The 26297-nt window shown below is 70.3% G+C and carries 31 protein-coding genes and 1 pseudogene; 14 read left to right on the top strand and 18 right to left on the bottom strand.

Going from position 1 to position 26297, the window contains the following annotated elements:
• Nucleotides 1-14: 14 nt before the first annotated feature.
• The 3 genes from sctS to CKY28_RS12970 are packed head-to-tail and all read left to right on the top strand — an operon-like array spanning nucleotide 15 to nucleotide 1428.
• Nucleotides 15-287 (top strand): type III secretion system export apparatus subunit SctS, encoded by a 273-nt coding sequence (gene sctS, locus CKY28_RS12980; protein WP_095998801.1) that lies wholly within the window; start codon nucleotides 15-17, stop codon nucleotides 285-287.
• A complete protein-coding gene (gene sctT, locus CKY28_RS12975) occupies nucleotides 284-1063 on the top strand; it encodes a type III secretion system export apparatus subunit SctT (RefSeq protein WP_095998800.1) in 780 nt (259 codons plus the stop codon). Before sctS ends, sctT begins: the two co-directional genes overlap by 4 nt.
• Entirely contained in the window at nucleotides 1060-1428 is a 369-nt protein-coding gene (locus CKY28_RS12970) for a LuxR C-terminal-related transcriptional regulator (protein WP_245841837.1), read from the top strand. Before sctT ends, CKY28_RS12970 begins: the two co-directional genes overlap by 4 nt.
• Before the next feature lie 11 nt (nucleotides 1429-1439).
• Here CKY28_RS12970 and CKY28_RS12965 read toward each other — a convergent pair whose 3' ends face one another.
• The 6 genes from CKY28_RS12965 to CKY28_RS12950 form a co-directional block, all read right to left on the bottom strand.
• Nucleotides 1440-1733, bottom strand: coding sequence for a hypothetical protein (locus tag CKY28_RS12965; RefSeq protein ID WP_095998799.1), 294 nt, complete (start codon nucleotides 1731-1733; stop codon nucleotides 1440-1442).
• Complete coding sequence (locus tag CKY28_RS12960; protein ID WP_095998798.1) at nucleotides 1733-2023, bottom strand: hypothetical protein; 291 nt, start codon at nucleotides 2021-2023, stop codon at nucleotides 1733-1735. Before CKY28_RS12960 ends, CKY28_RS12965 begins: the two co-directional genes overlap by 1 nt.
• 384 nt (nucleotides 2024-2407) lie before the next feature.
• Entirely contained in the window at nucleotides 2408-2704 is a 297-nt protein-coding gene (locus CKY28_RS12955; RefSeq protein WP_141243935.1) for a hypothetical protein, read from the bottom strand.
• A 9-nt stretch (nucleotides 2705-2713) separates the two neighbouring features.
• On the bottom strand, nucleotides 2714-2980 hold the full coding sequence (locus tag CKY28_RS18325; RefSeq protein ID WP_176473090.1) for a hypothetical protein: 267 nt from the start codon (nucleotides 2978-2980) through the stop codon (nucleotides 2714-2716).
• 26 nt (nucleotides 2981-3006) lie between these two features.
• Nucleotides 3007-3294 (bottom strand): hypothetical protein, encoded by a 288-nt coding sequence (locus CKY28_RS18320; RefSeq protein WP_141243933.1) that lies wholly within the window; start codon nucleotides 3292-3294, stop codon nucleotides 3007-3009.
• 92 nt (nucleotides 3295-3386) lie between these two features.
• Nucleotides 3387-3989 carry a hypothetical protein gene (locus CKY28_RS12950; protein WP_095998796.1) on the bottom strand — a complete coding sequence of 201 codons (603 nt, stop codon included), beginning with the start codon at nucleotides 3987-3989 and terminating at the stop codon, nucleotides 3387-3389.
• A gap of 383 nt (nucleotides 3990-4372) precedes the next feature.
• Between CKY28_RS12950 and CKY28_RS12945 the strand changes: the two genes are divergently transcribed.
• Together CKY28_RS12945 and CKY28_RS12940 are read left to right on the top strand one after the other, a co-directional pair.
• Nucleotides 4373-4885, top strand: coding sequence for a hypothetical protein (locus CKY28_RS12945; protein WP_095998795.1), 513 nt, complete (start codon nucleotides 4373-4375; stop codon nucleotides 4883-4885).
• A gap of 74 nt (nucleotides 4886-4959) precedes the next feature.
• Entirely contained in the window at nucleotides 4960-5832 is an 873-nt protein-coding gene (locus CKY28_RS12940) for a hypothetical protein (protein ID WP_095998794.1), read from the top strand.
• Between the two features lie 199 nt (nucleotides 5833-6031).
• Here the strand turns inward: CKY28_RS12940 and CKY28_RS12935 are convergent, their stop codons facing one another.
• Nucleotides 6032-6781, bottom strand: a complete 750-nt coding sequence (locus CKY28_RS12935) for a hypothetical protein (RefSeq protein WP_176473089.1) — start codon at nucleotides 6779-6781, stop codon at nucleotides 6032-6034.
• Between the two features lie 27 nt (nucleotides 6782-6808).
• Here CKY28_RS12935 and CKY28_RS18760 point away from each other — a divergent pair, with 27 nt between their 5' ends.
• The 6 genes and pseudogenes from CKY28_RS18760 to CKY28_RS12910 all read left to right on the top strand — a co-directional run bounded on the left by CKY28_RS18760 (nucleotide 6809) and on the right by CKY28_RS12910 (nucleotide 11602).
• Entirely contained in the window at nucleotides 6809-8758 is a 1950-nt protein-coding gene (locus CKY28_RS18760; RefSeq protein ID WP_176473088.1) for a cell envelope integrity protein TolA, read from the top strand.
• A gap of 1 nt (nucleotide 8759) precedes the next feature.
• Nucleotides 8760-9140 carry an SseB family protein gene (locus CKY28_RS18755; protein WP_176473087.1) on the top strand — a complete coding sequence of 127 codons (381 nt, stop codon included), beginning with the start codon at nucleotides 8760-8762 and terminating at the stop codon, nucleotides 9138-9140.
• A gap of 9 nt (nucleotides 9141-9149) precedes the next feature.
• On the top strand, nucleotides 9150-9407 hold the full coding sequence (locus CKY28_RS12925; RefSeq protein WP_141243932.1) for a hypothetical protein: 258 nt from the start codon (nucleotides 9150-9152) through the stop codon (nucleotides 9405-9407).
• Nucleotides 9408-9698: 291 nt separating this feature from the next.
• Nucleotides 9699-10100 (top strand): annotated as a pseudogene (locus CKY28_RS12920) (TPM domain-containing protein); the annotation flags it as partial.
• 531 nt (nucleotides 10101-10631) lie between these two features.
• The gene (locus tag CKY28_RS18750) at nucleotides 10632-10964 is read left to right on the top strand and encodes a hypothetical protein (protein ID WP_176473086.1); all 333 of its coding nucleotides are present in this window, start codon (nucleotides 10632-10634) and stop codon (nucleotides 10962-10964) included.
• A 293-nt stretch (nucleotides 10965-11257) separates the two neighbouring features.
• A complete protein-coding gene (locus tag CKY28_RS12910) occupies nucleotides 11258-11602 on the top strand; it encodes a PilZ domain-containing protein (RefSeq protein ID WP_095998789.1) in 345 nt (114 codons plus the stop codon).
• A 44-nt stretch (nucleotides 11603-11646) separates the two neighbouring features.
• On the opposite strand, the gene CKY28_RS12905 is transcribed toward CKY28_RS12910, so the two are convergent.
• From CKY28_RS12905 to CKY28_RS12880, 6 genes are all read right to left on the bottom strand, one after another.
• Nucleotides 11647-12858 carry a Gfo/Idh/MocA family protein gene (locus CKY28_RS12905; RefSeq protein WP_095998788.1) on the bottom strand — a complete coding sequence of 404 codons (1212 nt, stop codon included), beginning with the start codon at nucleotides 12856-12858 and terminating at the stop codon, nucleotides 11647-11649.
• Between the two features lie 107 nt (nucleotides 12859-12965).
• Nucleotides 12966-13631: a L,D-transpeptidase family protein gene (locus tag CKY28_RS12900; protein ID WP_245841836.1), complete on the bottom strand. Its 666-nt coding sequence runs from the start codon at nucleotides 13629-13631 to the stop codon at nucleotides 12966-12968.
• Nucleotides 13632-14092: 461 nt separating this feature from the next.
• Nucleotides 14093-14470, bottom strand: coding sequence for a hypothetical protein (locus tag CKY28_RS12895; RefSeq protein ID WP_095998787.1), 378 nt, complete (start codon nucleotides 14468-14470; stop codon nucleotides 14093-14095).
• 9 nt (nucleotides 14471-14479) lie between these two features.
• On the bottom strand, nucleotides 14480-14698 hold the full coding sequence (locus CKY28_RS12890) for an AbiV family abortive infection protein (RefSeq protein ID WP_095998786.1): 219 nt from the start codon (nucleotides 14696-14698) through the stop codon (nucleotides 14480-14482).
• A gap of 280 nt (nucleotides 14699-14978) precedes the next feature.
• Nucleotides 14979-15464 (bottom strand): hypothetical protein, encoded by a 486-nt coding sequence (locus tag CKY28_RS12885; protein WP_095998785.1) that lies wholly within the window; start codon nucleotides 15462-15464, stop codon nucleotides 14979-14981.
• A complete protein-coding gene (locus tag CKY28_RS12880; RefSeq protein WP_141243931.1) occupies nucleotides 15461-16804 on the bottom strand; it encodes a flavin-containing monooxygenase in 1344 nt (447 codons plus the stop codon). The genes CKY28_RS12885 and CKY28_RS12880 overlap by 4 nt, the downstream gene beginning before the upstream one ends.
• Before the next feature lie 227 nt (nucleotides 16805-17031).
• Here CKY28_RS12880 and CKY28_RS12875 point away from each other — a divergent pair, with 227 nt between their 5' ends.
• Nucleotides 17032-17994, top strand: a complete 963-nt coding sequence (locus tag CKY28_RS12875) for a helix-turn-helix domain-containing protein (RefSeq protein WP_095998783.1) — start codon at nucleotides 17032-17034, stop codon at nucleotides 17992-17994.
• A 317-nt stretch (nucleotides 17995-18311) separates the two neighbouring features.
• Here CKY28_RS12875 and CKY28_RS12870 read toward each other — a convergent pair whose 3' ends face one another.
• Complete coding sequence (locus CKY28_RS12870; RefSeq protein WP_095998782.1) at nucleotides 18312-18581, bottom strand: GlsB/YeaQ/YmgE family stress response membrane protein; 270 nt, start codon at nucleotides 18579-18581, stop codon at nucleotides 18312-18314.
• Between the two features lie 347 nt (nucleotides 18582-18928).
• On the opposite strand from CKY28_RS12870, the gene CKY28_RS12865 reads away from it, so the two are divergent.
• Nucleotides 18929-20395 (top strand): helix-turn-helix transcriptional regulator, encoded by a 1467-nt coding sequence (locus CKY28_RS12865; protein WP_095998781.1) that lies wholly within the window; start codon nucleotides 18929-18931, stop codon nucleotides 20393-20395.
• A gap of 177 nt (nucleotides 20396-20572) precedes the next feature.
• On the top strand, nucleotides 20573-20794 hold the full coding sequence (locus CKY28_RS12860) for a response regulator (protein WP_095998780.1): 222 nt from the start codon (nucleotides 20573-20575) through the stop codon (nucleotides 20792-20794).
• Here CKY28_RS12860 and CKY28_RS12855 read toward each other — a convergent pair.
• The 4 genes from CKY28_RS12855 to CKY28_RS12840 all read right to left on the bottom strand — a co-directional run bounded on the left by CKY28_RS12855 (nucleotide 20768) and on the right by CKY28_RS12840 (nucleotide 25929).
• Nucleotides 20768-21136 carry a hypothetical protein gene (locus CKY28_RS12855; RefSeq protein ID WP_141243930.1) on the bottom strand — a complete coding sequence of 123 codons (369 nt, stop codon included), beginning with the start codon at nucleotides 21134-21136 and terminating at the stop codon, nucleotides 20768-20770. The genes CKY28_RS12860 and CKY28_RS12855 overlap by 27 nt on opposite strands.
• A 464-nt stretch (nucleotides 21137-21600) precedes the next feature.
• Nucleotides 21601-22785, bottom strand: coding sequence for a cellulase family glycosylhydrolase (locus CKY28_RS12850; RefSeq protein ID WP_095998778.1), 1185 nt, complete (start codon nucleotides 22783-22785; stop codon nucleotides 21601-21603).
• Between the two features lie 177 nt (nucleotides 22786-22962).
• Entirely contained in the window at nucleotides 22963-24069 is a 1107-nt protein-coding gene (locus CKY28_RS12845; protein WP_176473085.1) for a glycoside hydrolase family 26 protein, read from the bottom strand.
• A 180-nt stretch (nucleotides 24070-24249) separates the two neighbouring features.
• Nucleotides 24250-25929: a glycoside hydrolase 5 family protein gene (locus CKY28_RS12840; RefSeq protein ID WP_141243929.1), complete on the bottom strand. Its 1680-nt coding sequence runs from the start codon at nucleotides 25927-25929 to the stop codon at nucleotides 24250-24252.
• Nucleotides 25930-26297 lie beyond the last annotated feature (368 nt).

The raw sequence follows: 26297 nt of genomic DNA, 5'->3' as shown, positions 1-26297 counted from the left end.
GGGCGGGGCCGGTCATGAACGGTGACTTCATCAGCCTCACCAACGACGCGCTCTGGCTCGTGCTCATCCTGTCCGCGCCGCCCATCATCGTGGCGTCGGTGGCGGGCCTCGTCGTCGCGATCATCCAGGCGGCGACCCAGATCCAGGAGCAGACGCTCCAATACACGGTCAAGTTCTTCGCGATCGTGCTGACCTTGTTCGTCACCGCCTCGCTCCTCGCCGCCTCCCTGTACCGCTTCAGCGACCGCGTCTTCTCCGAATTCCCCGCGCTGATCCGGACGCGGTGAACGGCTGGTCGGATCAGCTCCTGCTGCTCGGCGTCGCCACCGCGCGGATCGCGGCGGCGTTCCTGATGATGCCCATCTTCTCGACGGAGACGGTGCCCACGCTGGTGCGCAACTCCATCTTCGTCTCGCTCGGCATCGTCTCGCTCGCGCTTCAGCCGCCGCTCGACACGGCGCTGCTCGGCCCCGGCCAATGGGGCACGATCTTTGCCAAGGAGGTGTTCGTCGGCGTCCTGATCGGCTTCTTCTTCGGCTCGGTGCTCTGGGCGCTCGAGTCGGCGGGCCAGATCATCGACACCAAGATCGGCGCGACCATGGCGCAGGTCGTCGATCCCCTGTCCGGCCACCAGACCTCGCTCAACGGCGCGTTCCTGGGCCGGTTGGCGGGCGTGGTGTTCATCTTCTCGGGCGGGCTGTCGCTCCTCCTCCAGGTGATCATGGAGAGCTACGCGCTCTGGCCCGTCGCCGCCCCCATGCCGAGCCTCGACCCGCGCGGCCTGGCGCTGTTCGAGGCGGAGTTCGGCCGCTTGATGGTGCTCGCCACGCTGTTCGCGGCGCCCGTGCTGACCGTGCTCTTCCTGATTGACGCGGGGCTGGGGCTCGTCAACCGCTTCGCCCAGCAGCTCAACGTCTTCGTGCTGTCCATGTCGATCAAGTCGTTCGCGGCGACGGTGATCCTGTTCCTGCTGGTGGGCTCCTTCATCGAGGCGATCGTGCGCGACCTGGCGAGCCGCCCGCAGGTGCTGCTCGCCATCCTGCGCGGGCTGTCGGGCTCGTGACGGCCGCCGACGCCGCCCCGCCCTTCCTGAGCGAGGACGAGCGCGTCGCCGCCATCGCCGAGCTGCTCCGCCGCGCCGATGCGCTCCCCGGCGCGCCCGCGCCCGTCACCCTGGGCGAGCATATCGTGGAGGCGGCGCGCGTCCCCAAGCGCCACCGCGAGGCGCTGCTCCGCCTCACCCCCACCGAGCTCACCTGCGTCCGCTTCCTCGGCTGGGGCCGCTCCAACGGCGACATCGCCACGCTCATGCTGATGTCGGAGAACACGGTGCGCGTGCACCTGTCCAACGTCACCAAGAAGCTCGAACTGGACGGCATGCGCGAGCTCGCCGCGCTGGCGGGCCTGCTCTTCTACCCGGCGGATTGACCCGCCAGCGCCTAGAGCCCGGCGCGGCGGCAGAGGTCGTACAAACGCCGCACCTTGGGATCGTCGGCCCCGTGCCGCGCGCGGAACCGGCCCTTGGAGGCGCAGGCCGAAGCCTGGGCGGCGGTCACGCCGCGCGCCGCGTCCCGGCGGCGCACGCTCTGCCGCAGCCGATGCGCGTGGATGCGGTTGAGGCCGATCGTCACCTGATCGTCGGTCGCGCCCCGGATGGTCGCGTCATACACCCCGTCCTGCGCCGCCGCGGGCGCGGCCAAAGCCAGCGCGGCCGGGAAAAGGACGACGCGCATCAATACCCCGCCCGCCGACACAAGCGCGCGAGCTCCTGCACCTTGGGATCGTCCGCCCCCAGCCGAGCCCGCACGGCGGGCACGTTGGCGCAGGTGCGCGCGGTGCGGGAAGCGGAGCTGCGCCGGGCCGACGTCCGATCGCTCGGCCGACGAGCCTGCGCGTTCGCGGCCGACTGCGCGGCCATCGCACCGGTATAGTCGACCGGGTTCACCGGCCCGAGCACGTCCTGCGCCACGGAGGGAGCCGCGGCGAACAGCGACGCGCAGGTAACAAGAAGCAAGCGACGCATCGACGTTCTCCGTGCATCCTCAGAACGTGCCACGAACGCACATTCCGCAAAGCGCACCTCCCGGCTCGGGTGGGGAAGAGCCATATCCCGCTGCATCAGAGCCCGACGCTGCGGCACAAACGATCGAGCTGCCGCACTTTCGGGTTGTCCGCCCATGTTCGGCACGAAATTTGGCTCTGCCTGCGCACGCCCTGACCTGCGCGGCGGTCGGACCGCCACCAATACGGCGAGCGCTGTTCCGGTATAGATGTTTGCTGATCTCACCCTGCTGCGTGGTGGACTGCATCTGGCTCATACGCTCATGCGCCGCCATCGACGGATCGTAATCCTGCGCCGCCGCCGGAGCGGCCGACATCAGGATGATGGCGAAGCACGCCGCACGCATTAATAGCCCGCCTGCCGACAAAGCCGAGTCAGCTCCTGCACCTTCCGATCACCGGCTCCGTAGTGGCTCCGAAAGCGCGGCAGTTCGGCGCAGGTCTGCGCGCTCCGGCTCGTCCGTGCTTGCGCCGAGCGCGGCCCCCGCGCGCGCTGCTGCGCTTGCGCCCGGATGGCGGCGTTCATGGTGATGGCAGGGGTGTAGGTCACCGGGTTCACAGGCCCGAGCACGTCCTGGCCATAACCGGCGCTCGGCATCGCCATGATCACGGAGGTCAGGAAGGCGGAACCGAACCGGATCACCAATGCCTCCTAAAGACCGACACCGCGACAAAGACTGTACAACCGCTGCACCTTCGAATTGCCGGCCCCGTGTTCCGCGTGAAACCGCGTCTTCTGGGCACAAGCGGCCGCTTGCCGACTGGTGACCGCCGGCCCTGCGCCACGCCGCTGGGCGCTACGACGCATCGTGCTGTTCAACATAGTGGTCCGGGCGAGATCCTGCTGCGCCTGCGCGGCGTCGTTGAACCGGTTCATCCAGAAATCGTCCTGCGCCGCTGCCGGTGCGGCCGCGATCATGACGGCCGCGAAGCAGGCAGCGCGCATCAATATCCTGCCTGGCGACACAGCCGAGCGAGCTGCTGGACCTTGAGATTGTCCGCACCCAGGCGCGCACGCACGGATGGCACGTTGGCGCACGTGCGGGCGGTGCGGTTGTTAGCGTTGACTTGGGATCGGGTACGGCGGGCCTTGGTCTGGTTATATGGCATGTAGCTCGTCACCGTCGAGCGCCCGTGCTGAGGCAGATCGAGGATCCCCCCGGACGGTAGATCCTGCGCCAGTGCAGGCGCGCCGATCATCAACGATGCGGTGATAAACGCCAGTCTCAACATCTACGCCTCCTGCTCGGTGAACCGAAACGGCAGCGGGGGTTCGCCACAAAAACGAACCCCCGCCACTTGCGTTCCTCCGGATGAACTGCGGCTTACTGCCTGCTGGCGGCCTTGCCCATCGCCTCGCCGATCGTCTTGATCGCGTTGGTCGTCGCGTTCATCAGCATGTTGAACTGCTGCGAGACGACGCCGAACTCGGCCGACGCGCCAGGATCGTCGCCGCTGAGCGTGCTGGCGCGCTGCTCAAGATCTTCGCCCATCGCATTCAGCTTCTCGCCGAGTGCCCTAGCCATCGCCATCAGCCAGCCGCCGCCCTTGCCGCCGGACGACTTCGCCTCCTTGAACTCCTCGCTCTCGCTCAGGTCGCGCACGGTCTGGTTCAGGATGTCGCTCGCCTGCCGCTGCGCATCACCGATGTCGAAGCCACTGGCGCCGGTCTCGCGGCCGAGCTGCTCGATCGCGTCATCCAAGTTCGACACGCTGCCCTGGAAGTCACCGACCGAGCCGGCGAACGAGCTCTGCGCCATGTCGATCGCGGACTGCGGCAGGCCGAGATTGTTGCCCATCTGCTGAATGAGCTGCTGGCCGAATTGCGAATAAACCTGCGTCGCCAGCTGCGCGACGATGCCGCCGGCCGGGCCGAACGCGGCCGTGGCGAGCAGGGAGACGGGATTGAAACCACCGATGCCGAACATCTCTTTCCTCCTTCCGTGCCGCGCGGCGCGGGGCCCGCAGGCGTGAACCGTGTGACAACGGGGCCGAACCGCCGCCGTCGACCCTTTATGGCGCGGCCGGACGCGAAAGGCTCTAAGCGTTCCGACTAGGCCGCCTACCCGAAACGCTTAGGCCCCCTAGTCTTTCCGATTATGTCCGGATGTGTACGTATCGGTCATAGCGGCCGACGCCCCACCTCCCTGAGGGGCCGTGCGCCTCGGGGGTTCCCGTACCCCGAGGCGCCTTTGTTCTCCCCCTTCATCCTCCGACGCCGCCGGCCCCGACCCTCCCGGCTAGTCGCTTCGACTATGGCGCCCGCCCTCCCGGAGGTCCAAATGTGCGGCGAGTTTAGTGGACTGGAACCATGACCGGCATTGATCGCATCTCCGCCGCCCCCTCCCCGCTCGGCGTGTCCGCCGCGCCGAACGCCGGCGCGCGCGAGGCCGCGGCGGGGGCGATCGGGACCGTGGGCGACCGCGTGCTCGCCTGGGTGGACGCGAGCGCCCGCACCGACGGCGCGGGCCGGCAGGCCTGGGCGGCGGCCACGGGCGGCGACGCCGCCTTCCGCCCCGATGCGCGCGAGCTGGCGCGCGGCGGCGACGTGTACGGGCTCGGCGACCTCGCCGCGGGCATCGCGCGCGACCTCGGCGGCACGCCCGCGCAGGAGGGCGCGCTGCGCCGCTCGCTCGAGGACTTCACGCGCGAGGCGGTGGTGCAGCTCGCGGGGCTGGCCGGCGCGCCCGGCGACCGCCAGGTGGCGGGCGTCCGCGATGCGCTGGAGGCGGCGGGGAACGCGGACGCGCCCGACGGCGTGGACGGCGTGATCGCGCGCCTGGACGCCGCCGCCGCGATGCTCGCGCGACAAAATCACAGTTAACGGGGGAACCCTTCGCCCCGTCCGACGTGAAGTCCCCGGCGGCCCGATCCGCGGCCGGCCAGGGAGGATCGTCGATGAAGCCGTCGCTCGGGGCCGTGCTGGCCCTCTCACTCGCCCCCGCCGCGGCCGACGCCCAGCGGCGTCCCGCCCCTACCCCCGCCCGCGACGTCGCGATCGTCTCGGCGGGCAGCGAGCAGGCGGTGCGGCTCGGCGACGTCACGCTCTCCCGCCCCTTCGGCGCGCAGCTCGTCGACCGGCTCGCGGTCGCGGGCAGCTACGCGGTGAACGGCCGCCGGCTCCACCTGATCCGCGGCGAGGCGGCTGGCGACTGCCCCGCCCGCTTCGTCGTGGTGGAGGCCGCGCGCGGCGCCGACCCCGTCGTCTCCGACCCGTTCGGCACCTGCAGCCCCGCCGCCAGCGCGCGCGTTTCGCGGGGCGCGCTCGTCGTCTCCATGCCCGCCACCGCCGCGGGCGGCCCGCCGGTGCGCTTCGCCTATCAGGGAGGGGCGGTGCGCCTCCTCGACGCACGGCCCGCCGCGGCGCCGGCGGCGGACGCGGGCGGGGCGCCGGGCTACGCCGCCCCCGCGCCGTCCAGCTGCCGCAGCGCCGCGGGCGTGGACGCCGCGACGCAGGCGGAGATCCTCGCCGACTTCGAGCGCAGCTACCCGGCCGAGTATCGCCGCGCCAAGACGCTGGAGAACGCCGCCGTCGCGCCCGACGAGCTGCGCGGGCTGCTCACCGGCATGGCGTGCCTCGCGACCTGGCCCGGCTCCGAGCGCGTGGTCGAGGTCGCGCGTCCCCTGTTCGAGAGCCGCCACGGCCCCCAGGCCTTCGCCACCCTGGACGCGATCGCGCGCGACCCGCTGACGGAGGCGAACCTCCAGGCCGCCGTGCGCCGCTTCTCCGCGGAGATGACCTATCAGGTGGGCGACGACGCGCTCGACTGAGCCGGGTCGACGTCCGGCGTCGCCCTCGCCCGCCCGACCACCCCCCTTCTTCCGTCATGCTGAACTCGTTTCAGCATCCATCGTGGTGCGGACGACTCAGCCCGAGTCGCGCGTACGCCGCTGAACCCTGAACCAAGTTCAGGGTGACGGCGGACGGGGAACGGGCGTCCCACCTACTGGCGCCGGACCTCGGCGCACCCTAGGCGCGGACCGGCTCGCTCCGCTCCCCCTCGACGCGCCACCACGTCTCCGACTCGAGCGCCAGCACGTCCAGCGCCACCCCGTGCTTCAGGCTGAGATAATGGTGCGCCTCGTTGGGCGTCGCGCCGAAATGGCTGACCGCGATCCGCTCGGGCAGCCGCCCGCCTTCGGCCGGCACCGTCGCCGCCGAGCGCGACAGCGGCTCGCAGCCCATGAGCGCCCGGCCGTCGCCGCTCAGCCGCACGAGCCAGTGCACGCCCAGCACCAGGTCGCCCTCCCGCTCCGCCCGGCGGATCGCGTACGCCTCTAGCACGCCGGCGAGCGGCATCATCAGCACCGTCTGCGCCAAGCCCCGGCCGACCAGCGCCGCGCGCTCCACCGTGCGCCGGCCATGCGCCAGCGCCTCCAGCGCGGGTGGGGCCTCCGCGGCGTCGGGGAACACCGCGGCGCGCCCGTCCCGAAAGCGCACCAGCGCGCGGACGCGCAAGGGGAACGCGTCCTCGACGCACGCGACGGCGTAGCCCTCCCCGTCCAGCATCGCGATCGGCGCGGCCTCCCCCAGCTCGCCGGGCGTCAGCGCCGCGCGCGCCAGCTCGGTCGCCAGGTCGAGGCGGAACAGCATGGCGCCGCGCGCCGCCGCCCGCCCGGCCGCCGCCTCCAGGATCCGCCAAGCGCGCGCGCCGTCCGTCACTGTCCCCGATCCGTCATAATCGTTGCGACTATGGCGCGGCGGGCGCCGACGCGCCATTAGGTCGCGTAAAGTCGGGAGCGCATTATGCCCAGCATCGACCCCCTCTCAGCCGCCGGCGCCGCCGTCCCCGGCCTGACGCGCGCGGCCGAGGCCGGCGCGGGCGTGCTCCGCGACGTCGGGCGGGATGCTGCGGCGCTGCTGGGAAAGCCCGCCCCGGACCAGGCCCGCCAGGCGGCCGCGCCCGCGAACGGGCCCGAGCTCCGCGACGCCGCGCGCACCGTCCGCGCCGAGGCGAAAGACGTGGCCCAAGCCGCGCGCACGGAGGTCAGGGAGGCCGCGCAGAGCGCCCGCGCCGATGCGAAGGAGAGCACCCGCGGCGCGATCGACACGCCTCAGTCCGCCCGCTCCGACGTCAAGGACGCCGCGCGGACGGTGCGCGCTGAGGCGCGCGAAGCGACGCAAACCGCGCGCGCCGAGGCGAAGAACGTGACTCAAGCCGCCCGCGCCGAGGTCAAGGAAGCCGCGCAGAGCGCCCGCGCCGACCTGAAGGAAGCCGCCCGCGGCGCGACCGACATGCCTCAAACCGCCCGCTCCGACGTGAAGGATGCCGCACGGACGGTGGGGGCCGAGGCGCGGGAAGCGGTTCAAACCGCGCGCGCCGAAGCGAAGGAGGTCGCACGCAACGCGAGCGATGTCGCCCGCCCCTCGCGCGCCGAGGTCGGAAACGCCGCCCAGCCCGCCCGCGCCGAGACGAGGGAAGCCGCCCGCAGCGTGGGCGACACCCCCCAAGCCCCGCGCACCGGCGTCGGAAACGCCGTCCAGACGGCCCGCGCCGAACTGCGCGACGCCGCCCAGACCGCGCGCGCCGTCGTCAAGGACGTCGCCCAGGCGGCGCGCGGCGCGGGCGACGCCGCGCCGGCCGCGCGCGCGGAGGCGAAGGACGCCGCGCAGACCTTGCGCGCCGGCGCCCGCGACGCCGTGCAGACGGCCCGGACCGAGATACGGGCGGCGGCCCAGGATCTGCGCGGTGGCCAGCTCCCGCCGGGCGGCCGCCCGGACCCGGCGGGCTGGGCGCGCGGCGCGCGATCGGACGCGGCCGACGCCGCGCGCGCGCTCGGCCGCGGGCTGAACGAGACGGCCCGATCGCTCCAGCCCGCCGCCCCCGCGGATGCCGGCCGCACCGCGCGCGCCGCGCTCGCCGAGCTGGGCGCGGCCGCCCGGCGCGGGGCCGCCGACGCCGCCGGTCCGGCGAAGCCGCCGCTAGGCGATGTCGGCGCCGCGCCGCGCGGCCGGGTCGCCGGCGGGGACTGGGCGGCGCCCGCGGGGCGTGCGGGCGCCACGATCGCCGACGCCGCCGCGCGCCTTGCGGCCGGCGCGCCGCGCGACCCGGCCGGCCTCCGCGCCTCCGTCGCCTTCGCCGAAGCGCGGTCGGCGCTCGGCGCGCCGCGCGAGGCGGGCACGCCGCTCGCGCGGTTCGCGGGGGCGGAGGGGACGGCGACCCACCGCACCGCGGCGGGCTGGGAAGCCAAGCGCGCCGCCGGTCCCGAGACCGCCGAGCAGCTGGCCGTCGCGACCGCGCTGCTCGCGGCGCTGCGCGGCGGAGGGTCGGACATGGCTGTCCGCGCGATCGGACGCGAGGGGCTGGACCGCGGCCTCGCGCTCGCCGCCCGCGCGGAGGCCGCGGCGGCGGAAGCCTCGGCGGAGCGGCTCGACCTCGCCTCCGCCTCGCGCCGCGCCGGCGCGGAGGTCGTGCTCTTCCGCGATCCCTGGACGGGCGAGACCGTCGCGCTCGCGGGCGCGACCACGGACGCCGACCTCGTCGCGCAAGGCGCTGCGAACGGCACCAACGATTACGGCGTCTCCTTCTTCGGCGAGGCGAATATCGGCTATTATCGGCCCGGCCAGGCGATGCTCGCGCAGGCGGAGGCGCTCCTGTCGGCCGCGGGCGACGCCGCCGCGTCCGCGCTCAACGCCGCCTCCGCCCTGTTCAAGCTGGCGGCGGACGGCTTCTGGGTGCCGATCCGGCGGCTCTGAGGTGGACGACGCCGCGCCGTCCAACCCGCTCGAGGCCGCGATCGCGGAGGCCAAGGCGGGCCGGCTCCCCATCGCCGCTATGCTCCGCGCGCTCGCCGACGCCGAGCTGCTGATGCCGAGCGGCGCCCCCGTTGCCGCGGACGGGGCGGGCCTGCGCCCGCTGCTCTTCGACCGCAACCGCGTCCCCATGGTCGCGTGCTACACCGCGATCGAGCGGGTGCGCGACGTCGACCGCCTCGCCGTCTGGCTCTGGCAGGCGCCCGCGCGGACCTGCCTCCCCCTCGTCCCGCCCGACCACGGGCTCGTCCTGAACCCCGGCCAGCCCATCGGCTTCGAGATCGACCCCGCGGGCCTCCGCCGCGTCCTCGACGAGTTCGTCTAAGGTGGCGGCATGCGGCGGGAAACCCGAGCGGAACTTCGTCTCGGCGGGAAGGTGACGCCCAAGCCGGTCGCGCGCGGGAACGACGCCGATAACCTGTGGGGTCCCGCTTGGCACGCCCGGCGCACCGCCGACGGGTTCGTGCTCCAATACGACACCGGCGACCTGGCCGGCCGCGAGCGCCGCTTCGACATCTCCGCCGAGGAGTTCGCCCGCCTCCGCGCCGATCCCGAACAGTTCGACCCCATCGTCCGCGCGCACGGCGGCTGACGCCGCGGGACGGGCGTCCGCAGGCCCGACCGCGGCGCGGGATCGAGCGCTTACGTCCGCTCTCCGCCTATTACAGACGTTGACGTTCAACCGACGTCAACGCTGTTGGCGGTCGACATATCTGCGTCGGAAGGTCGGCGCATGACCGAACCCCTCCAACCGCCCAAGCGGGCCGGCGTCACCGTGGTGATCGCCTCGGCGGTCGCAGGTTCGACGTCGTGCAGCCCCGGCAAGGCGTATCAGGCCGGGTCCGTCGCTTAACCGGAGTTCACCGGCTACGTCGTCGACCAGGCCGGCGTGCTCGGGCCTGAAACTCGCCGGCGTCTGACGGATCGATTAGGGCGCCTCGAGCGCGAGACGAAGCAGCAAATGGCGGTGGTCACCGTTGCGACGCTTGGGGGCGAGGAGGTGGGCGCGTTCACGAGACGTCTCGGAAATCAATGGGGCGTCGGGCGCAAGGGCGTGAACGACGGGATCATCCTGTTGGTCGCTCCTCGCGACCAGAAATCCCGGATCAGCGTAGGAGATGGGCTACGACGAGAGTTGCCGGACGCATTCTGTCAGGAACTGATGCATCATGTCTTAGTGCCGGCATTCGCACGCGGCCAGCTTAAGCAAGGCGTAATCGCCGGCGTCTCGGTCCTGATCGACCGAGTCGATGCTGCGGCGGCCCTCAGTGCCGAAATCCGCTAACCACATCGAACGGGTATTTGGGGCAGGTCCGCTTTCGACCCTTTGCGGACGTTCAGCTACTGCTTGGGCCGGGCAAACCTACGTACCAGAGCGACGGCGGCCATCGCAGGCATAGCTCCGACGGTGCACCCGGCCGTAACCCAAAGCGCCAGCATCACAAGCATGACCACAAACATTCCGGCGTCTAGCCACGAAGCTATGAGCCAAGGTTGCATGGGGAGCACGCCGAGAGCGTAAGAGAGCAGGAACGGGGGACGGAAGGTCGCCACGCGTTGCGAGAGCAGAGCAGCGCCGACGATCCAGGCGGCCGATATGATCGCCGCGAGTGGAATCACGAGGAGACCGGAAAAGTCCACGCGATATGGTATGGAAGGCGTCGGCAGCTTTCCAGCCTCCCTCACAGAAGTGGAACGTCCGCTCTCCATCTCAATCCGACATTCGTGTGTGTCTTGCCTTTAATTCAGGGCGAGCGCTAGATTAACCGCCATGCGGGGCCGGACCTCTCGAACCCTGGCGGGTGCCGGCTTATGCTTGGCCCTGCTTGCGGCGTCTCGGGCGACACCAAGTCCACGTTCAGAACTGCTCCAGCGGCTGCAAAGCCTGCCTATCGAAGAAGCCGTTGAAGAGACGGGGCGCTTGGCGGTCCGTTTCGAACCTGGCGGGTCGGAAAGTGATTTCGTGGCACAGTTGAAAGCGGCAGGATTCTCCACCGCGGAGGCGGGTGATTTCCCCTGTACTACTTCCCGCTGTGCTTACGTTTCCTGGTGGTACGACGAGGTCGGGTGGCATGCGACCAAGCTGTCTTGGACAACCGACAAGCGCGACCGAGTAGCTGCGGTTTATGTTTCTGAACTGATGAACTGATCGTCAGCTGCACGCCCCAAATCCGCTTTCCACCCTCAGCGGACACCTCGGGCGGCTGTCGGAGGCATTTGCCCGAAAACCGCTATACGCTGAACGGTCACAACTCCGACCGGCGCGTCGGCTCGTCTCTCTACCGATCACGCGCCCGCAACGACCGGACCGTTCGCACCCCGTCGGGCCTCACCCCGCCCCACGCCCTTAACCGAGCTTTCAGAACCCGCGGCTACGCTGCCGGAACGAACGGACGAGGACCGACCCTGACCCGCGAACGATCATCCGGCGCCGCCGCTCGGATGGGCCCGCCCGAGCCCGGCGCGGGCTCGTCGGACGGCCCGCGCGTGTTCCCGCGCGTCCCCTTCCTGGGCTACCCTTTCGAGGTCCGGGCGCGCGGGATGACCTGCGCGATCCGCCTGCGCAACCTGTCCTGCGGCGGCGCTTCCGGCCTGTGCGACGAGCCGCTGGACGTCGGGTCGTTCGTCATCCTCCGCCTGGAGGCGGGCTGCTTCATGGAGGCCGAGGTCCGCTGGGTCGACCGGATGAACGTCGGCCTGAAGTTCACGCGCCCGCTCGCGCCCGCCGTCGTCCGACGCCTGCACGAAGCGCACGGCATGCTCCTCACGACGCGCGCGGGGCGGTGAGCCGGCCCTCCCGCCGGGGATAGCGCTCGGGGACCCCGGCCGCCTCAGCGCCGCATCGTGCCGTCGGGGTTCAGCCCGACCGTCCGCCCCGCCGCCGCCGACGCGTAGATCGCCTCGATCAGGCGCAGGTCGCGCAGGCCCATCTCGCCGGGCGTCCTGACGGGCGCGCCGTCGCGGATCGCGTCCGCGAAATGGTCGAGCTGGCGCGCGAACTGGACCTCCGGGTCGCCCGGCTCGAGCTCGCGCCGCTCGGGCCCCTCCAGCACCAACCGCTGGCCCGAATAATTGGTCGCGGGATCCATGATCAGCGCGCCCGTCGTGCCCCGCGCGTGGACGAAATTGGCCCCCGCCGAGTCGTAGGACGTGGCGAGCTGCGCCACCGCGCCCGACGGGAACCGCCACTGCGACGACACGTGCGCGAAGATCTCGGCGAAGCGCGGATCGCCCTCGGGCCGGAAGGTCGTGGCGCTGATGCTCTCCGGCATCTCCCGCGACAGGTACAGCGCGGCCTGCAGCCCGTAGATCCCCAGATCCTCCAGCGGCCCGCCGCCCGCCAGCGCGCGGTTCACGCGCCAGTTCGCGCTCGGGCTCGTCGGGCCCATGCGATAGGACTGCTCGGTCCGGATCAGCCGGAGCCGCCCCACCGCGTCCCGCGCCATCAGCTCCATCGCCGCCATGTTGTGCGGCTCGAAATGCGAGCGATAGGCGATCATCAGCTTGCGCCGGGCGCGCCGCCCCGCCGCGATCATGCGCGCGCATTCCGCGCTGGAGAGCGCCATGGGCTTCTCGCACAATACGTGCTTGCCGGCCGCGAACGCCCGCACCGTCCACTCCGCGTGCAGCCCGCTGGGGAGCACGACATAGACCGCGTCGACCCGCCGGTCCGCCCCGATCCTCGCGAAATCCTCGTAGGAATAGCGCGCGTCCGCCGGCAAGCCATAGGCGTCGCCCACCTCGCGCAGCTTGTCGGGGTTGCCCGACACGATCGCCGCGACGTGCGCCCGCTCCGCCTGCGCGAAACGCGGCATCATCTGGTTGAGCGCGTAGCCGCCCAGCCCCACCATCGCGAAGCCGACGCTGTCCGGCCGCTTGGGGCGCGGCGGCGCGGCGGGCAGGTCGACGCCGCCCGGCATCGGCCGTCCGACCGCGCGGGGGCCGCCGCCCTGCGCCAGCGCGGCCGGTCCCGCCGCCAGCGACGCGGCCGCGCCGCCGCCCACCTTAATGAAGCCCCGCCGGGTCACGCCGTCCTGCGCCATCCTCGCCTCCCGCCCGCCGATCGGCCCGCGCGCCGCGGCCGGCGCGTCCAGGCTTACGACGCCCGCGGCGCGGCATCCAGCGTTTCGCGCGTCTGGCGCCCGGGTGATCAGCCGACGCGCGCGGGGAGCGTCGCGCCCGCCGCCCGGAACCGCGCGTCGCGCGCCGCCAGCTCGGCGATGGGCCGGTCGGTGACCACCACCATCCCGCCCCGGCGCGTCACCGCGAACAGCCGCTCCGCGAACGCGTGGGGCAGCCGCACGCAGCCGTGCGACGCCGGATAGCCCGGCAGCTTGCCCGCGTGCAGCGCCACCCCGTCCCAGGTCAGCCGCTGCATGAACGGCATGGGCGCGTTGTTGTAGAGGTTGGAATAATGCTCGCGCCGCTTCTCCAGGATGGGGAACGCCCCCGTCGGCGTCGCGTGGCCCCGCTTGCCCGTGGACACGGTGCTCACCGCGAACAGCTTGGCCCCGCGATAGGCGTAGAGCTTCTGGTCGGGCAGGCTGACCGCCAGCAGCACCGGCCCGTCCGCCGCCGGCGCGGCGTCGGCGTCGGCGTCCCAGCGGAACTCGCCCGGCGCGAGCGGCGCCGCGGCGGCCGGCGGGACCGCGGGCGCGGCCGGCTCCCGCACGGGCTCCGCCGCCGGCGGCGCGGCCTGGATCGTGACGGCGGGCGCGGGCGCGGGGTCGGCCGCCCGCTCGGGCGTCGACGCGGGCGCGGCCAGGCTCGCGGGCAGGGCGAGCAGCATCGCCAAGGGGCACGCGAAAGGGGACATCTCCATCCTCCCGGATCGCCGGGCGACGACCGCCCGACTTTGTGGCGCGCCCGTTACGGGGGACGGGGCGCCCGCTCACCCGGTCCGCGACCGCCCGGCGACCGCGCGGACGACGGGGCGACGAACCCGCTTCCGCCTCGCCGCCGCGACGAAAACGCGACGAACCGAGCGCCCCCGTCGCTTCCATGCAATCAATCGGTCCGCTTCGGGCTTATTAACGATTGGGCCCGCTGAAGGGCCCTTCGACCAGGCGTTCGACGACCCATAGGCGTCGCGGCGGCGCTCGCCGGCCGATCGCTCAAGGAGGAGAAATGCCATGAACGCGACGGTTCGCGCGCTGGCGGCGTGCGCGCTCTTGACGATCTTGGTGGCAGGTTTCTAGGAGTAGGCTGACGCCCTATATCCACCGCACAGCGAGTAAGCGGCCGGCCAGCAAGGTCAAGCGAGTCTTGGCGTACGCTTCACGCCTGTACGGACGACTGCGCGAAAATGTCGTTCTTAAACGGAGACATCATGTCATAAAAGACATTTGCGACGGTTAGCACCACGTCGTTCCAAAGAAGCGGCGGGGATCGCGAGATGGCGTCCGACACTTCTTTAACGAATGCGTGATCGAGGGACGCACGGGTGCGCCCCGTTTGGGACTCGCTCTCATCTTCGTACAAGCCGAGCTGTTTCGCGCGGCTGATGTTCTTCGCCATCACGCTCTCGAAGAACCTGCGCTCGTCGGAGCTCCTGAAAGCGCTGGCCAGCTCGACCATCCGCAGTGGCTGCTCTTCGGCCGGACCCAGTATGATTTTCTTATCAAACAGCGGCTTCTTGGCGATGAGGAGGCACACGACGGCCCACTACTCCTGGAGATGTGCGGTCCGGTCCTGCCTCGTCGTGTTCCTGCCGAGGTGCCGCCACCGGATGTGGACGACCTTCCCGATCTCCTCCAGCGCGATAACGTTCAGCACAAAGGCGCTCGGGAGCCGGCCATGCGAGATCAGCGCAGTGGCGTCGTCCACCAAGCGATCCACGTTCGCTATCACGCTTGCGATGGTCGCAACTTCATCGTCGGTCATAGCCGCTCGTGTCTGCCGAACCGCTCCGTCCCGCTCAACACGAACCTCGGCACGATCAGAATTTCAGGCCCGGCCGAACACCTCGCCAGCCGGCAGAGCGCGACTATGGCGTCGGGCTCAGGCGGCGCCGATTTCGCTCGCGCGCGAGCAGCGCGTATCCACCGACGACGCGGCGACGTCAGCCTGGCTGGAGGAGACAACGCCGACCGAGGAACGGCACAGCGACAAAAGGGGCTAAGTCCGTGCCCCGCGGCGGTCCTACGCGCCCACCCTCGCCGGGTCACCGCCTAGTGGCCTGACGCCAGCAGAACAGGAGAGTCGCGGTCACGCCCGCGGTGAAGCCGAGCGCGAGGAGGTCGGACGCGGCCGGGCCCCGCGTCGCCCCGGACCCGAACAGGACAGACGCCTGGATGGCGGAGGCGCCCGCGCTGCTGGCGACGCCCATGGCGACCGCGGTGGTCGGGAACACGCCCCGGCGTGCCTCTAGGAACCCGCCCGCGTAGCCGATGAGGATCGCGAGGTAGGACCAGCCCAGCAGCCGCGCGACGAGGAGCGGCTCGGGCGCGTAGCCGAACGACTGCCGGAGCGCGTCGGCTGACATCAGCAGCAGCGGCAGCGCGAACGGGAGTACCGTGCCGACGATCTTGACCGCGAGCACGATGCGCAAAAGCTGCAGGCCGGAGGCACCGGCCCCGGTGTCGGCCGATGGCGAGCCCGTGGCGCGCGCGCCGGAGCGTGTGGCGTGTTCGGAAACGGTTCGCATCATGCTGCCTCCCGATTGGATGAACTGGGAACGCCGGTCCGGACGCGCTCGATCGCGCCCTCTATCGCGTGCGCGTAGGCGTGCGCGTCGACGTAGTTCGCGCGCCGGTCCGACGACACGAAGCTGCGCCCGCCGCTGGTATCGGGACGGTAGCCGACGTGGAGCGACCGCACGGCGTCCCGCCCGCCGGCCCCCGACGCCAGCACCTCGGCGACGAGGCGCGCCATGCGGTCGAAGTGCGGGTAGGCGCCGGCCGCGAACTCGACGAAGCCGATGAAGTAGAGGTCATGGACGCCGGGCGGGAAGATGTTGAGGTGCAGCGCCGGGCGCCCGCCGTTCATGACGAGCCTCGGCGCGCGGAGAAACGGCGCGTCGTGGCGGTAGCCGGTCGCGAGGATCACCAGGCCGACCGTCTCGCGCGACCCGCCCGCGAACACGATCTCCTCGCCGTCGAGCCCTGCCACGTCCCCCTTGGGCGTGAGGTCGCCGTGCGCGACGTGGTCCAGCACGCGGGTGTTCATGATCGGGTGCGACGCGAACGCGTCGTGGTCGGGCGCCTGGAGGCCGAGCCGGGTCAGGTCGCCGACGAGACCATCCAAGAGCGCGTCCATCGAGGCTAGTTCGCCCGCCCAGTCCGGCCAGGCGACGGGCCGGCCGTCCTCGCCGAACAGCTCGCTCGTCGGCACACTGAAGACGTGCTTGGGCACGAACCGGTAGCCGCGCCGAAGCGAGATGAACGCCTTCTCCGCGGCGCGCGCGGCGTCGCAGGCGATCTCGACGCCGGAGTTGCCGCCGCCCACCACCAGCACGCGCCTGCCCCTGAACTCGTCGGTCGACCGGTAGGTATTTGCGTGACTGACCTCGCCGGCGAACGTGCCGGGAAGGTCCGGGATGTTGGGCGTCCAAGTGACCCCGTTCGCGCAGACGAGCGCCGAGTAGCGCCGTTCCGAACCGTCGCCCGCGGTCACGGTCCACTTGCCCCCGGCAGCCTGCTCGGCGCGCACGACCTCGGTCCCGAAACGGACGTGGCGACGCAGGTCGTAGCGGTCGGCAAAGGCCCGGAGATAGGCGAGGATCAGCCGGCGGTCCGGGTAGTCGGGATAGGCATCGGGCATGGGAAAGCCCGAGAAGCCGGATACTCCTTTCGACGAGATGAAGTGCGCGCTCGCGTACATGGGTGTGCCCGGGTTGCTTAAGTCCCAGATGCCGCCCACGTCGTCGTGCCGCTCCAGCACCTCGAACGCGACACCCCGCCCGGCGAGCGCCCGCGCGGCGAGCGCCCGCGCGGCGGCGAGCCCCGCCGGTCCTGCCCCCACGACGGCGACCGGAGCGGGCGCGCTCACGCCGCGGCTTCCCGGCCGAGGTCGACGGCTCGCCCGCGGTCGCAGGCCTGCGACATCCCGCTAGTTGCCGCCCGGCTCAGGCGGACCCCGGCCCGCGCACGGGCTGCAGTTACGATGTTCGGCATGGCTGGTCCTGACTCCCACCGTCTCAACGCCCACGATGATGCGAATATTACCGCACGTGCGACACTGGCGCGTCCGACGAAGTTCGGGCACTTTGCGCCACCATGGGCAATCCCGCCGACATCGTCGTGCTGTCGCTCGAGGGGCGGCTCCCCTCCTCCGCCCCGGCGCTGCAGGACCTGGTCTCGATCGCCAACTATGTCGGCGCGGGCGTCGGGGGCGACCGCTACGCCGCCCTCACCGTCGAGATCGTGACCGACCCGGCCGGCATCGGCCATGTGGGCCGTGCGGCGGACGGCACGCCGACCGCGCTCGTCGTGCCCGGCTGCCTGACCGACGGCGGCGAGGTCGAGCCGCAGATCCCGCGGCACCGGACGGCCGTGGCGGCGATCGCGGCCGCGCACCGCCGCGGCGCCCTGGTGGCGGCGAGCTGCTCGGCCGTGTTCCTGGCGGCCGAGGGCGGGCTGGCCGACGGCCGCCGGGTGACCACCACCTGGTGGGCGCAGGACGCGTTCGAGCGGCGCTACCGCCAAGCGGTGCTGGTGCGCGACGCCATGCTGGTCGAGGACGACCGGCTCGTCACCGCCGCGGGGCCGTTCTCGGTGTTGGAGCTCGGGCTGGCCGTCATGGGACGGCTACGCTCGCCCGCGCTCGCCTCGCAGGTGGCGCGCTATGCGCTCGTCGACCGGGCGTTCACGCCGCAGAGCGTGTTCCGCGACCCCGCCCTGCTCCGCGCGGGCACGCCGCTGCTGTTCCGCGCGCGGGCGGCCGTGCTGGCCGCGCTCCCGGAGGTGCCGAGCGTGGCCGCGCTGGCCGCCTCGCTCGGGCTCGCCGAGCGCACGTTCCAGCGTCGGCTGCTCGCCGAGGCCGGCCAGGCGCCCAAGCCGTTCATCGACGGCGTGCGGATCGCCAAAGCGCGCGAACTGCTGGAGACGTCGTCGCGCGCGGTCAAGGAGGTCGCGCAGGCCGTGGGTTACGCCGAGGAGACCGCGTTCCGGAGGCGGTTCGGCGAGCTCGTCGGCATGAGCCCGCGGCAGTACGCCAAGCGCTTCGGCGATCCACGGTAGGACCGCCATTCGAGGAGATCGCAACCTTGGGCTGCTATTGGGCTAGTGGAAACGAGGACGACCTCTCAGGTAAGCGCTTCTGGTAAGCTGGCGACCGTAAGCGTCACTTCGGCAGGAAGTCGCCACAGCGGCTATGGTGCGGTTGCTCCCAGCGGCTGCGTAGGGCTGGCCAGAAACTGTCCCTTGTTGTTGCGCGGCCGAATGCGCCCGATCCCCGGCATCCGCCGTGACGGCGTCCGCGGGACGCGAACCTGCCCCGGACCAAGCACGAGCGGTCGGCTACTCACGGCGCTCTCCTAGGCAGCCGCTTTGATCCATCAGCGTACCCTTCCACGACGGACCAGGTTGACGATCGCCAGCAGCACCACCGCCCCCAATAGCGAGATCAAGATGGAGGTGATGTTGAGCGCGCCGTCGGTAATCGACGCGCCGCCGATCAGCGGCGTGATGATCAGGCCTGCGAGCAGCGCACCCACGATGCCGACCACTACGTTCAGAAGCACGCCTTGTTGGGCGTCGGTACGCATGATCAGACTGGCTACCCAGCCGATGATGCCGCCGACGACGAGGAGGATGACGAGGTTCATTGTCTTGCTCCTGTTTCGCCCAGGGTCGCGAAGCCGCCAGGGCGCTTGATCACGAAGGTCAGGTTCGTCCCCTGGGACCGGGGACGCACGCCGGGTGCCGGGATCAACCTCGTCGGCGCGTGTCGCCGCACTCCCGGTACGCGCACCCGGCGGGTACGACGCCTTCCCACTGTTGCTCGCGCTTCTCGAGGTTTGGAGCATCAACGGCCGCACCGGCGTCCCGTTCAATTCAAGTGCTCAGGATTGGTACCGATCTATAGTGCCGTTGTACCAACTACTTGGCGCAATCTGCCCTGTGTATCAGGCCGGAACAGGAACCTGAGCTCGCCCGCGGCGCTAGTATCGGTGTGAACGCCTTAACGCCCCCTGCCCTGTCCGAGGCCACGCTCGGCCACCTGCGCCAGCTGGTGGACGGCTTGAGCGCGGGCGTGATCCTGGTGCACCCGTCCGGCACCATCCTCTGGGCCAACCCGGCAGCACTAGCGATGCACGGTGTTACCGCCCCCGAGGAGATCGGCGCGACGGCCGATGATTACTGCCAACGCTTCTGCCTGCGCTACCGCAACCACCACCGGCTGCCGCGCCGCGAGTACCCGATCATGCGGCTCCTGGCCGGCGAGAGCTTCCCGGACCTTGTGGTCGAGGTCGCCCCGCTGGGCCAGAACGAGCCGCGCTGGGTCCACCATGTCCGCGACGTTCAGATGGACGATGACGGCGGCGAGCCCGACTGCCTGGCGCTGGTGATCCAGGACGTGTCCGACCGGTTCGAGGCCGAGGACCGGTTCGATGCCATGTTCGGGGCCAACCCCGCGCCGGCCCTGATCGTGCGCCTGTCCGATCACCGCTACATCAAGGCGAACCGCGGCTTCCTGGAACTCTCCGGTTTCTCGCGCGACGCTGTGATCGGGCGCAGCCTCCTCGACATCGGCGTGCTGGACGGGGCCGAGCGCGCCGGGCTCGCCAAGCGCAAGTTGGAAGCGGGCGAGACGATCCCGCAGATGGAGGCCGAGCTGCCGACCGCGGCTGGACCTACCCGCCTCGTCATCCTGGCCGGCCAGCCGATTGAGCTCGCCGACCAGCCCTGCATGCTGCTGACCTTCGCCGACCTGGAGCCGCGCCGGCGCGCGGAGCAGGCGCTCAAGCGCAGCGAGGAGCATTTCGAGGCGGTCTTCCGCATGGCGCCCGTGCCCATGCTGATCACGGAAGCCGCGTCCGGCCGCATCGTCGACGCGAACGACGCGTTCGGGCGCATGACGGCGTTCCCCGCAGGGACCGTCTCCGGCGAGCCACTGGCCGAGCTGCCTGTTTGGGGCGACGCGGCCGAGCGGGACGCGATCCTGCGCGAGATCGGGAGCCGCGGCGGCCTGCGCGGGCGCGACATGCGCCTGCTCGACCGACAGGGTCGCGCGATCGACTGCCTCCTATCCGCCGAGCGTATCTGCCGGCACGGCACCGAATGCGTGGTCTGGCTCTTCCAGGACATCACCGCGCGGCGGCACAGCGAGCTGGAGCTGGCCGATGCCATGGAGGCGGTGATGAAGGATGCGAGCTGGTTCAGCCGCACCGTCATGGAGAAGCTGGCGGAGCTGCGCAATCCGCGTGGGACAGGCGCGATCCAGACCCCGGTCGACCTAAGCGTCCGCGAGAAGGACGTGGCGCACCTGATCGGGGAGGGCCTGGACGACGGCGCGATCGCCGAACGGCTCGGCCTATCGCGCAACACCGTGCGCAACCACGTTGCCCGCCTCTACGGCAAGATCGGCGTCAACAAGCGCAGCGCCGCCGTGGTCTGGGCGCGGGAACGCGGGTACTGAGGGAGAGAGGACGGCTGCCGTTGAGCTCCTCTCCCGGTTAGATCCGTTCCTGATTAGGCGCGTTCGCCGCGCATGGATGAGCGGCACCGACCGCGACCGCTCCTGATCCTGGTGGTCGATGACGAGCCGCCGTTGCGCATGCTCACGACCGACATGTTCGAGGATGCGGGCTAGGAGGTGATCGCGGCGGCGAGCGGGCCGGAGGCGCTGGCGCGGCTTGACGCCCGTGGCGACGTGCGCGCGGTCGTCACCGACGTGCGGATGCCGGGCGACCCGAACGGCTCGGGGCTGGAGCGTGCGTTTCGGGAGCGACGCCCCGACCGCGCGTTCGGCGAAGGCAGGAAGGAGGCGGCCAGGGACGCGCCAAACACGCTATGCTCGTCCGTCGGCGACCGCTGACACGAGACTCGCTCGGGAGCGATGGTGCAGGACGCCGAAGCGGAGTAGATCGGCATTGGTCGCGCTCGCCACGCCGAACGCCATCGCGCTGAGCTGCTCCGTCGTGCCCCGGAGCGCGCCGAGCGGCCTCGCTTCCAGGGCCCGTCCGACGCGGCCAAACATCAGCGCGCCGTTCGCGCTGAGCTTCGTCACCCCGCGCTTCAGTCCCTCCACGAACCGTTCGGAGTCGGGCGTCGGCAGGGCGGCGAAGCACTGGACCCGGTCGGGGTCGCGGCCGACCGTCGCGAGTGCGTTACTGACGTCCTGCGCCATTGCTCGCGTGTCGTTCGGCACGAACTCCATGCTGCCGGCGTAGTAGCCGAGTCATCGAGCGTCGGCTTAGAATGGGGCGGGTGAGCACGTCAGCTCCAGCTTCAGCGAGTCGTCAGCAGTGACGTTCAGCCGGCATAGCGTGGTCATCCCGATGTGCGGAATCCGTCACGACAGCCGGGGCAGTGTCACGTACATTGTGCATAGCTGATCTCGAACCACGATGACGCGTCGCTTGGCCCGAAGGAGGCGCAGATGCTGGAATGATAGGCATCCTATCGATCAGTGCGGAGCACGACGCGGGGATGCCCGCTAAACTCCCCATGTAGCGGCGCTTGAACGAGCCGTTCGGTACGCGCGGAATCCCGGGCCCGCCCATCGGCGCGACCCCGGACGAATAGCGTGTCGGCGTCGTCGGAGAAGACCCGAACGGAGCGCGCCGAGCCGGTAAGCGCGCAGGTGACGAACGCATCGCCGCCCGCAAGGAGATGCGTTCATCACCTGCGCGTGGAAGCCGCGGGCGTCCCCTGTCCTCGCCCGGTCAACTCGCGAAAGAGCTCAATCTCCCGACGTCGGTAGGGCGTGCCGTCGACGCGGAACAGGTCATGGTGCCACACGGCAGGGTCGCGCGTGACGTAGGGCCGCTCCCAGCTGTCCCAGGGAAAGCGCGTTTGGCTGTCCCCGTCGACTAGGCCCCAGTTGATCACCGCCACCCTCTCCCGCTTTGCGATCGGCAAAATCATATCCACGGTTGAGCCGAAGCCCCGCGCCAACCACTCGGTGCACAAGACCGGACGTCCATAGCGCCGGAGCTCCGCTATGCGTTCTTCGAAGCCCTCGGGCCAGCCGTAGTGGTGAAAGCTGATCACATCCGACTGCGCCAGCTGGATGCGATGGATCTCGTCAAGCGTCGCCGAGTCCGGGGCCCAGCTCCCGCCCGTCCATACGCCCGACGTGAGCGGCTGCGTCGCACCTGCCTCGCGAGCCGCGGCGAAGGCGCGCGGCAGGAGCTCCGCCACCATCGCCTTCTCATCCGGAAGTTGGAGCGCCTCGTAGCTGCCTCCGCCGCCATTGTCCGGCTCGTTCCAAACGTCCCACACGAGAATGCGGTCATCCTTCGCGAACCGGCCCACGACACCGCGTACATAGGTCAGCAGGCGTGGATGCTCGGTACGGTCAACGAGCCTGCGTCGCCCGGGCGATTGGACCCAGCCGGAATTGTGGACGCCGGGCAGCGGGCGGCGCTGCGGCCCGAGCTGCGGGTCCGGGTCCCAGCAGCTATCGAACAGGACCAGCACAGGCCGAATGCCGTGCCGATGCGCGATGGAGAGGAACTCGTCGATGCGCTTGATGAAGCCGGCGCGGTCCTGATCCCAGAGCAGGTCGTGGAGGTACACGCGCACCGTGTTCATGCCGGTCGAGCGGGCAAGCGCCAGCTCGCGGTCGATCGTGCGCGGATCCCAGGTGTCGGCCTGGAACATCTCGAGCTGGTTGATGGCCGTGGAGGGGAGAAAGTTCGCGCCCACGATCCAGGGCTGGGCGGCGTACCATGCCTGGGCACGTTCCGGCGTCCAGCGACCCTGCCCGACCGGGGCGGAAACCACGGGTTGCCCGACGACCGCCGGCTGCGCAGCCGCAACTCCGGCCAGAAGGAGCAAAGGAAGCGTCAGTAGCGGCCTCATCGGCTTTCTCCGTCTCGTAAGCGTCGTCCGAACGATCTCAGTCTTATCCGGCATAGCCGCGATCGCGCCTTGGTGTCCGCCGCCGTGGCGAGGGCTCGCCGATCGCGGACGTTCCCGTTCGTCGTTCACGGCCCGGCGCGCGCTTCGGTTCGCCGCATCCATTTGGGGGCCGCTGCGCTATTTACGCCTGGGTTCGACCGGATCGCCGAGATTCAACATCCAGGGGTCGTTCATGAACTCCCGGACATACCTTCCATTGCCGATCTTGAAGCCGTCGTGCCAGACCATGAAGAGGGACGTTTCAGGGTAGTCCCTCTTGATCCTGGTCGCGAGGTCGCGCCAGTCGTAGTTGTTGGGTGGCGCCACCCGCTTCGCTCCACCCAGCACCGGAGCGGCCAACTGAGCCGCCGGATCCGTGGTGCCCGGGCCGAACTCGAAGATCCCGAACGGCTTCCCGAGCGACAGGAAACCTTCATACTGCTCCTGCGTCGGCCAGTAGAAATCGTAGAGATTGACGCTCACGAAATCGACATAGTCGTCCCCAGGGTAGTATTGGTTGGCCAAGCGCGTCGTGTTGAACACCCACAGGGCGTTGTTGACGCCCTTGGATTTGTAGTAGTCGAAGGCGTCGCGCCAGACCTGCTTGAACACCTCGGGTTTCTGGTCGCACCACCAGAACCAGTTGCCGTTCATCTCAGGGAACAACCGGTGGAGCGAAACCACACCCGAGCGTTGGAGATCGGTGAGCGCGGCGATCTCCTGGTCCATGATCGCGACCCACTTGGCCCGGTCCGGGCCACCGGGAAGGATGCGCGCCATGTCGTATCCGCCGTCCGGGGTTCGCATGTTGGGACCGGCGCGCGTCGCCGGATCGTAGGTGTCGGGACGGGGGAAATGGCTGAAGGTGGTGACGTAGCCTCCCTTGGCCCACCAGGCTTTCAGGGCCGGGAGGACGGCTTCATAACGAAACGTGCGCGTGTTGCTGTCGTTCGCGGCGGTCCGTCCGGTGAAGTCGGCCCCCGTGAGCTTCGGATAGACCCCGCTCCGTCGATGGATCTCGTGCAGATACTCCATGTCGAAGTTGTTCGTGCCGAGATCGTTCACGTTCGGGTAGCCGGCGAACTGGCCGGAGATCAGGCGGTCCGCGGAGCGTCGCGTGAGCGAGGCCAACATGGCCTGGACCTCCCTCGCCTTCGGGATGGCGCTCGGGTTCGCCGGAGTGGCGTCCGAAGCGGCAGCCGGAGCCGCACCGAACAGGGCGAGAGCCCCGGCCAGGCCGGCCAAGGTGGCCCGCGCGTGGCGGAGTAGGCCTGGGCGACGCCGCAAGCGGCTCGAGGGAGCGCCGACGTGACATGCGGCATTCCGGGACGGCGGGACGCTGTTCATCAAGACTCCTCTCGTCGGTGCTCGTCAGGAGGCGCATCGTGACCAGGACGATCGTCTGGTCCGATCGCGCCTCCGAGGTCAGGCATGGCTCAGTTCGACCCTGGAGATCGCGTCCTCGCGCCCGAAGCGCAGGCGAACATGGGTATAGGCTTTCGCTTCCAACCCGTCGGCTTCGTGGGTGATGCGCGGGTGCCCCTTGAACTCGGCATGGAACGGTGGATGGACCCGCCGACGGGTCCTGATCGGCGACCACGAGCGGCCGTCCGCCGACGCTTCGATGAACAGGCTGGCGGTGTCGCGGTTTGAGATCAGGCGGAGCGTGGAGAGGTTTCCCGCCAGACCATAGATGACCGAAGCCTCCCCATCGGTGCTGGTGAGCACGGACAAGTCGGCGTGGTAAGGGACGAGGTCGTAGTCCGATTCGATCCGACAAGCGCGCGAGTGGCTGCTGGTCTTTTCAAGGTCCCAGAGATCGTCGACGAGCCACCTGGCCGGCACGGCGACCGGGCCGACCACGTTCGAGTAGCGGGCCATGCCCCCGCTGTTGCGGCTGCGGATCCGGTAATAGTAGCGCTGTCCGGGCTCTGCGGTCGCGTCGCAGTACAAGTCGTAGGTCGACGCGCGGAAGGTCTCGAACGCGCTCGCGATCACGGCGAAACCGCCGTCGGGGCGCGTCGAACGCTCGACGTCCGCGACCTGCTCGCCCGTGCCGGGGATCCAGCTGATATGGCCGACGTCCCTTATGGGCAGAAGCTTGGCGGGCGTGGGCGCCGGCAGGGCCGCGGGCCGCCTCCTACCCTCGATCGCGTACGCGGCGCTCCAGAGCAGGTCGAGCTTCGCCTTCTCGACTTTCACCCCTTCGAGCGGGCTCACGAAACCGGGCCACTTCAGGTCGTCGTTGCCCCCCCACTCCTTGCCGTTCCAATGCGTGTAGCCGCCTTTCGCGCGAGCTCCCTTGAACGACCACCACGAGGCGCTCGCTACACCGCCGTCGATCGTGGCCTTCAGGATGGCGGCGAGTTCGTCGACGGAGGTGTTCGGGTCGATCTCGCCGACGTCGAGCGCCCTGCCCTGGGCGCGGAGCAGCCGGTTGAGCTCTCCGATCATCCGGGGGTTGGTCCAACCCTTCGGCCGCCGCTCGTAGGTATGCACGGACACGATGTCGATGTCGCGGTTCCGGGCGAGCGCGGGGTCGCGGTAGCTATCGTAGATGTCGCTCGCGCCCCAGCGGCCGTCCATGAACAGGTGGTTGGGATCGAGCCGCTTCACGAAGGCGGCGAGCGCCGCGATCCAGCGCGCCGTCGGCTTCGCCTCGTTGCCGCTTTCCCAGCAGAAGATGGTCGGGTCGTCCCGGTAGCGGACGCCCGTCCTCGTGTTGACGCGGCCGATCACCTTTTCCACGAAGTCCAGCAGTTGCGGATGCGGGTCGCCGGCAGCGTCCGCCCATTGATCCACGCCGATGAGGAAGACGAACGGCACCTGGGCGTAGACGCCGAGCTCCCGGCAGCGAGCGAGGAAATAGTCGAAAAGCCTGAAACGAGGCTCGTCCAGCGTGACGGTGATCCCGTCGGGGTTGCGATGGAAGTAGTGCGTCGACGCCGGGTTCTCGGGCTGAAGGAAGCTGGGGAAGCACCAGGTCCGGATCACCTTGAAGTTGGCCTGGGCGGCCGCCTCGACGATCCAGTCGATCTCGTCGGTGGTGGGCAGGCGGAAACGGTCGCCCTGCTCCAGGTCCCAATCCGTACGGATGTGGGTCACCTCCGGCATGTTCGCGCCGATGAAGCGGAAAGTGCGACCGTCACGCAGCAGGTCGCCTCGAGGCCCGCGCCTGATGAACGGCTGCGGTCGCCCCGAGCTAGGGACGAAGCCTGCCGCCCGGGACCCGATCAGAGCGGCGCCCGAGGCGGCGAGCATGACCGAGAAAGTGCGCCGATCCATTCCGCTCCTCGCCCAGGCTGGTTCGCAGGTCGACTGCCACGCTGAACCGGTACTATATTCGCACCATAGAGCAGCCTAATCTGTTTCGGCAAGGGGCTTCGAGATGCGTCGATCGCCCTCTGCGCTCTCACGGCAACGACGCAAACAGAATGTCAGCCGGCCCAACCGCGTTCGGCACAAGGGAAACC

The organism is Sphingomonas lenta (genome assembly GCF_002288825.1).
Lineage (GTDB): Bacteria > Pseudomonadota > Alphaproteobacteria > Sphingomonadales > Sphingomonadaceae > Sphingomonas > Sphingomonas lenta.
Note: the sequence above shows the minus strand (reverse complement) of the source record. Positions and strands in the feature narration are given on the sequence as shown.

What these genes read in the sequence shown, in the direction of transcription:
- sctS (WP_095998801.1), top strand. Translation starts at nt 15, where the DNA reads ATGAACGGTGACTTCATCAGCCTCACCAACGACGCGCTCTGGCTCGTG.
- CKY28_RS12965 (WP_095998799.1), bottom strand. Translation starts at nt 1,733, where the DNA reads ATGCGCGTCGTCCTTTTCCCGGCCGCGCTGGCTTTGGCCGCGCCCGCG.
- CKY28_RS12960 (WP_095998798.1), bottom strand. Translation starts at nt 2,023, where the DNA reads ATGCGTCGCTTGCTTCTTGTTACCTGCGCGTCGCTGTTCGCCGCGGCT.
- CKY28_RS18325 (WP_176473090.1), bottom strand. Translation starts at nt 2,980, where the DNA reads ATGATCGCGGCCGCACCGGCAGCGGCGCAGGACGATTTCTGGATGAAC.
- CKY28_RS18320 (WP_141243933.1), bottom strand. Translation starts at nt 3,294, where the DNA reads ATGTTGAGACTGGCGTTTATCACCGCATCGTTGATGATCGGCGCGCCT.
- CKY28_RS12950 (WP_095998796.1), bottom strand. Translation starts at nt 3,989, where the DNA reads ATGTTCGGCATCGGTGGTTTCAATCCCGTCTCCCTGCTCGCCACGGCC.
- CKY28_RS12945 (WP_095998795.1), top strand. Translation starts at nt 4,373, where the DNA reads ATGACCGGCATTGATCGCATCTCCGCCGCCCCCTCCCCGCTCGGCGTG.
- CKY28_RS12940 (WP_095998794.1), top strand. Translation starts at nt 4,960, where the DNA reads ATGAAGCCGTCGCTCGGGGCCGTGCTGGCCCTCTCACTCGCCCCCGCC.
- CKY28_RS12935 (WP_176473089.1), bottom strand. Translation starts at nt 6,781, where the DNA reads ATGGCGCGTCGGCGCCCGCCGCGCCATAGTCGCAACGATTATGACGGA.
- CKY28_RS18760 (WP_176473088.1), top strand. Translation starts at nt 6,809, where the DNA reads ATGCCCAGCATCGACCCCCTCTCAGCCGCCGGCGCCGCCGTCCCCGGC.
- CKY28_RS12925 (WP_141243932.1), top strand. Translation starts at nt 9,150, where the DNA reads ATGCGGCGGGAAACCCGAGCGGAACTTCGTCTCGGCGGGAAGGTGACG.
- CKY28_RS12910 (WP_095998789.1), top strand. Translation starts at nt 11,258, where the DNA reads ATGGGCCCGCCCGAGCCCGGCGCGGGCTCGTCGGACGGCCCGCGCGTG.
- CKY28_RS12905 (WP_095998788.1), bottom strand. Translation starts at nt 12,858, where the DNA reads ATGGCGCAGGACGGCGTGACCCGGCGGGGCTTCATTAAGGTGGGCGGC.
- CKY28_RS12900 (WP_245841836.1), bottom strand. Translation starts at nt 13,631, where the DNA reads ATGTCCCCTTTCGCGTGCCCCTTGGCGATGCTGCTCGCCCTGCCCGCG.
- CKY28_RS12890 (WP_095998786.1), bottom strand. Translation starts at nt 14,698, where the DNA reads ATGACCGACGATGAAGTTGCGACCATCGCAAGCGTGATAGCGAACGTG.
- CKY28_RS12885 (WP_095998785.1), bottom strand. Translation starts at nt 15,464, where the DNA reads ATGATGCGAACCGTTTCCGAACACGCCACACGCTCCGGCGCGCGCGCC.
- CKY28_RS12875 (WP_095998783.1), top strand. Translation starts at nt 17,032, where the DNA reads ATGGGCAATCCCGCCGACATCGTCGTGCTGTCGCTCGAGGGGCGGCTC.
- CKY28_RS12870 (WP_095998782.1), bottom strand. Translation starts at nt 18,581, where the DNA reads ATGAACCTCGTCATCCTCCTCGTCGTCGGCGGCATCATCGGCTGGGTA.
- CKY28_RS12855 (WP_141243930.1), bottom strand. Translation starts at nt 21,136, where the DNA reads ATGGAGTTCGTGCCGAACGACACGCGAGCAATGGCGCAGGACGTCAGT.
- CKY28_RS12850 (WP_095998778.1), bottom strand. Translation starts at nt 22,785, where the DNA reads ATGAGGCCGCTACTGACGCTTCCTTTGCTCCTTCTGGCCGGAGTTGCG.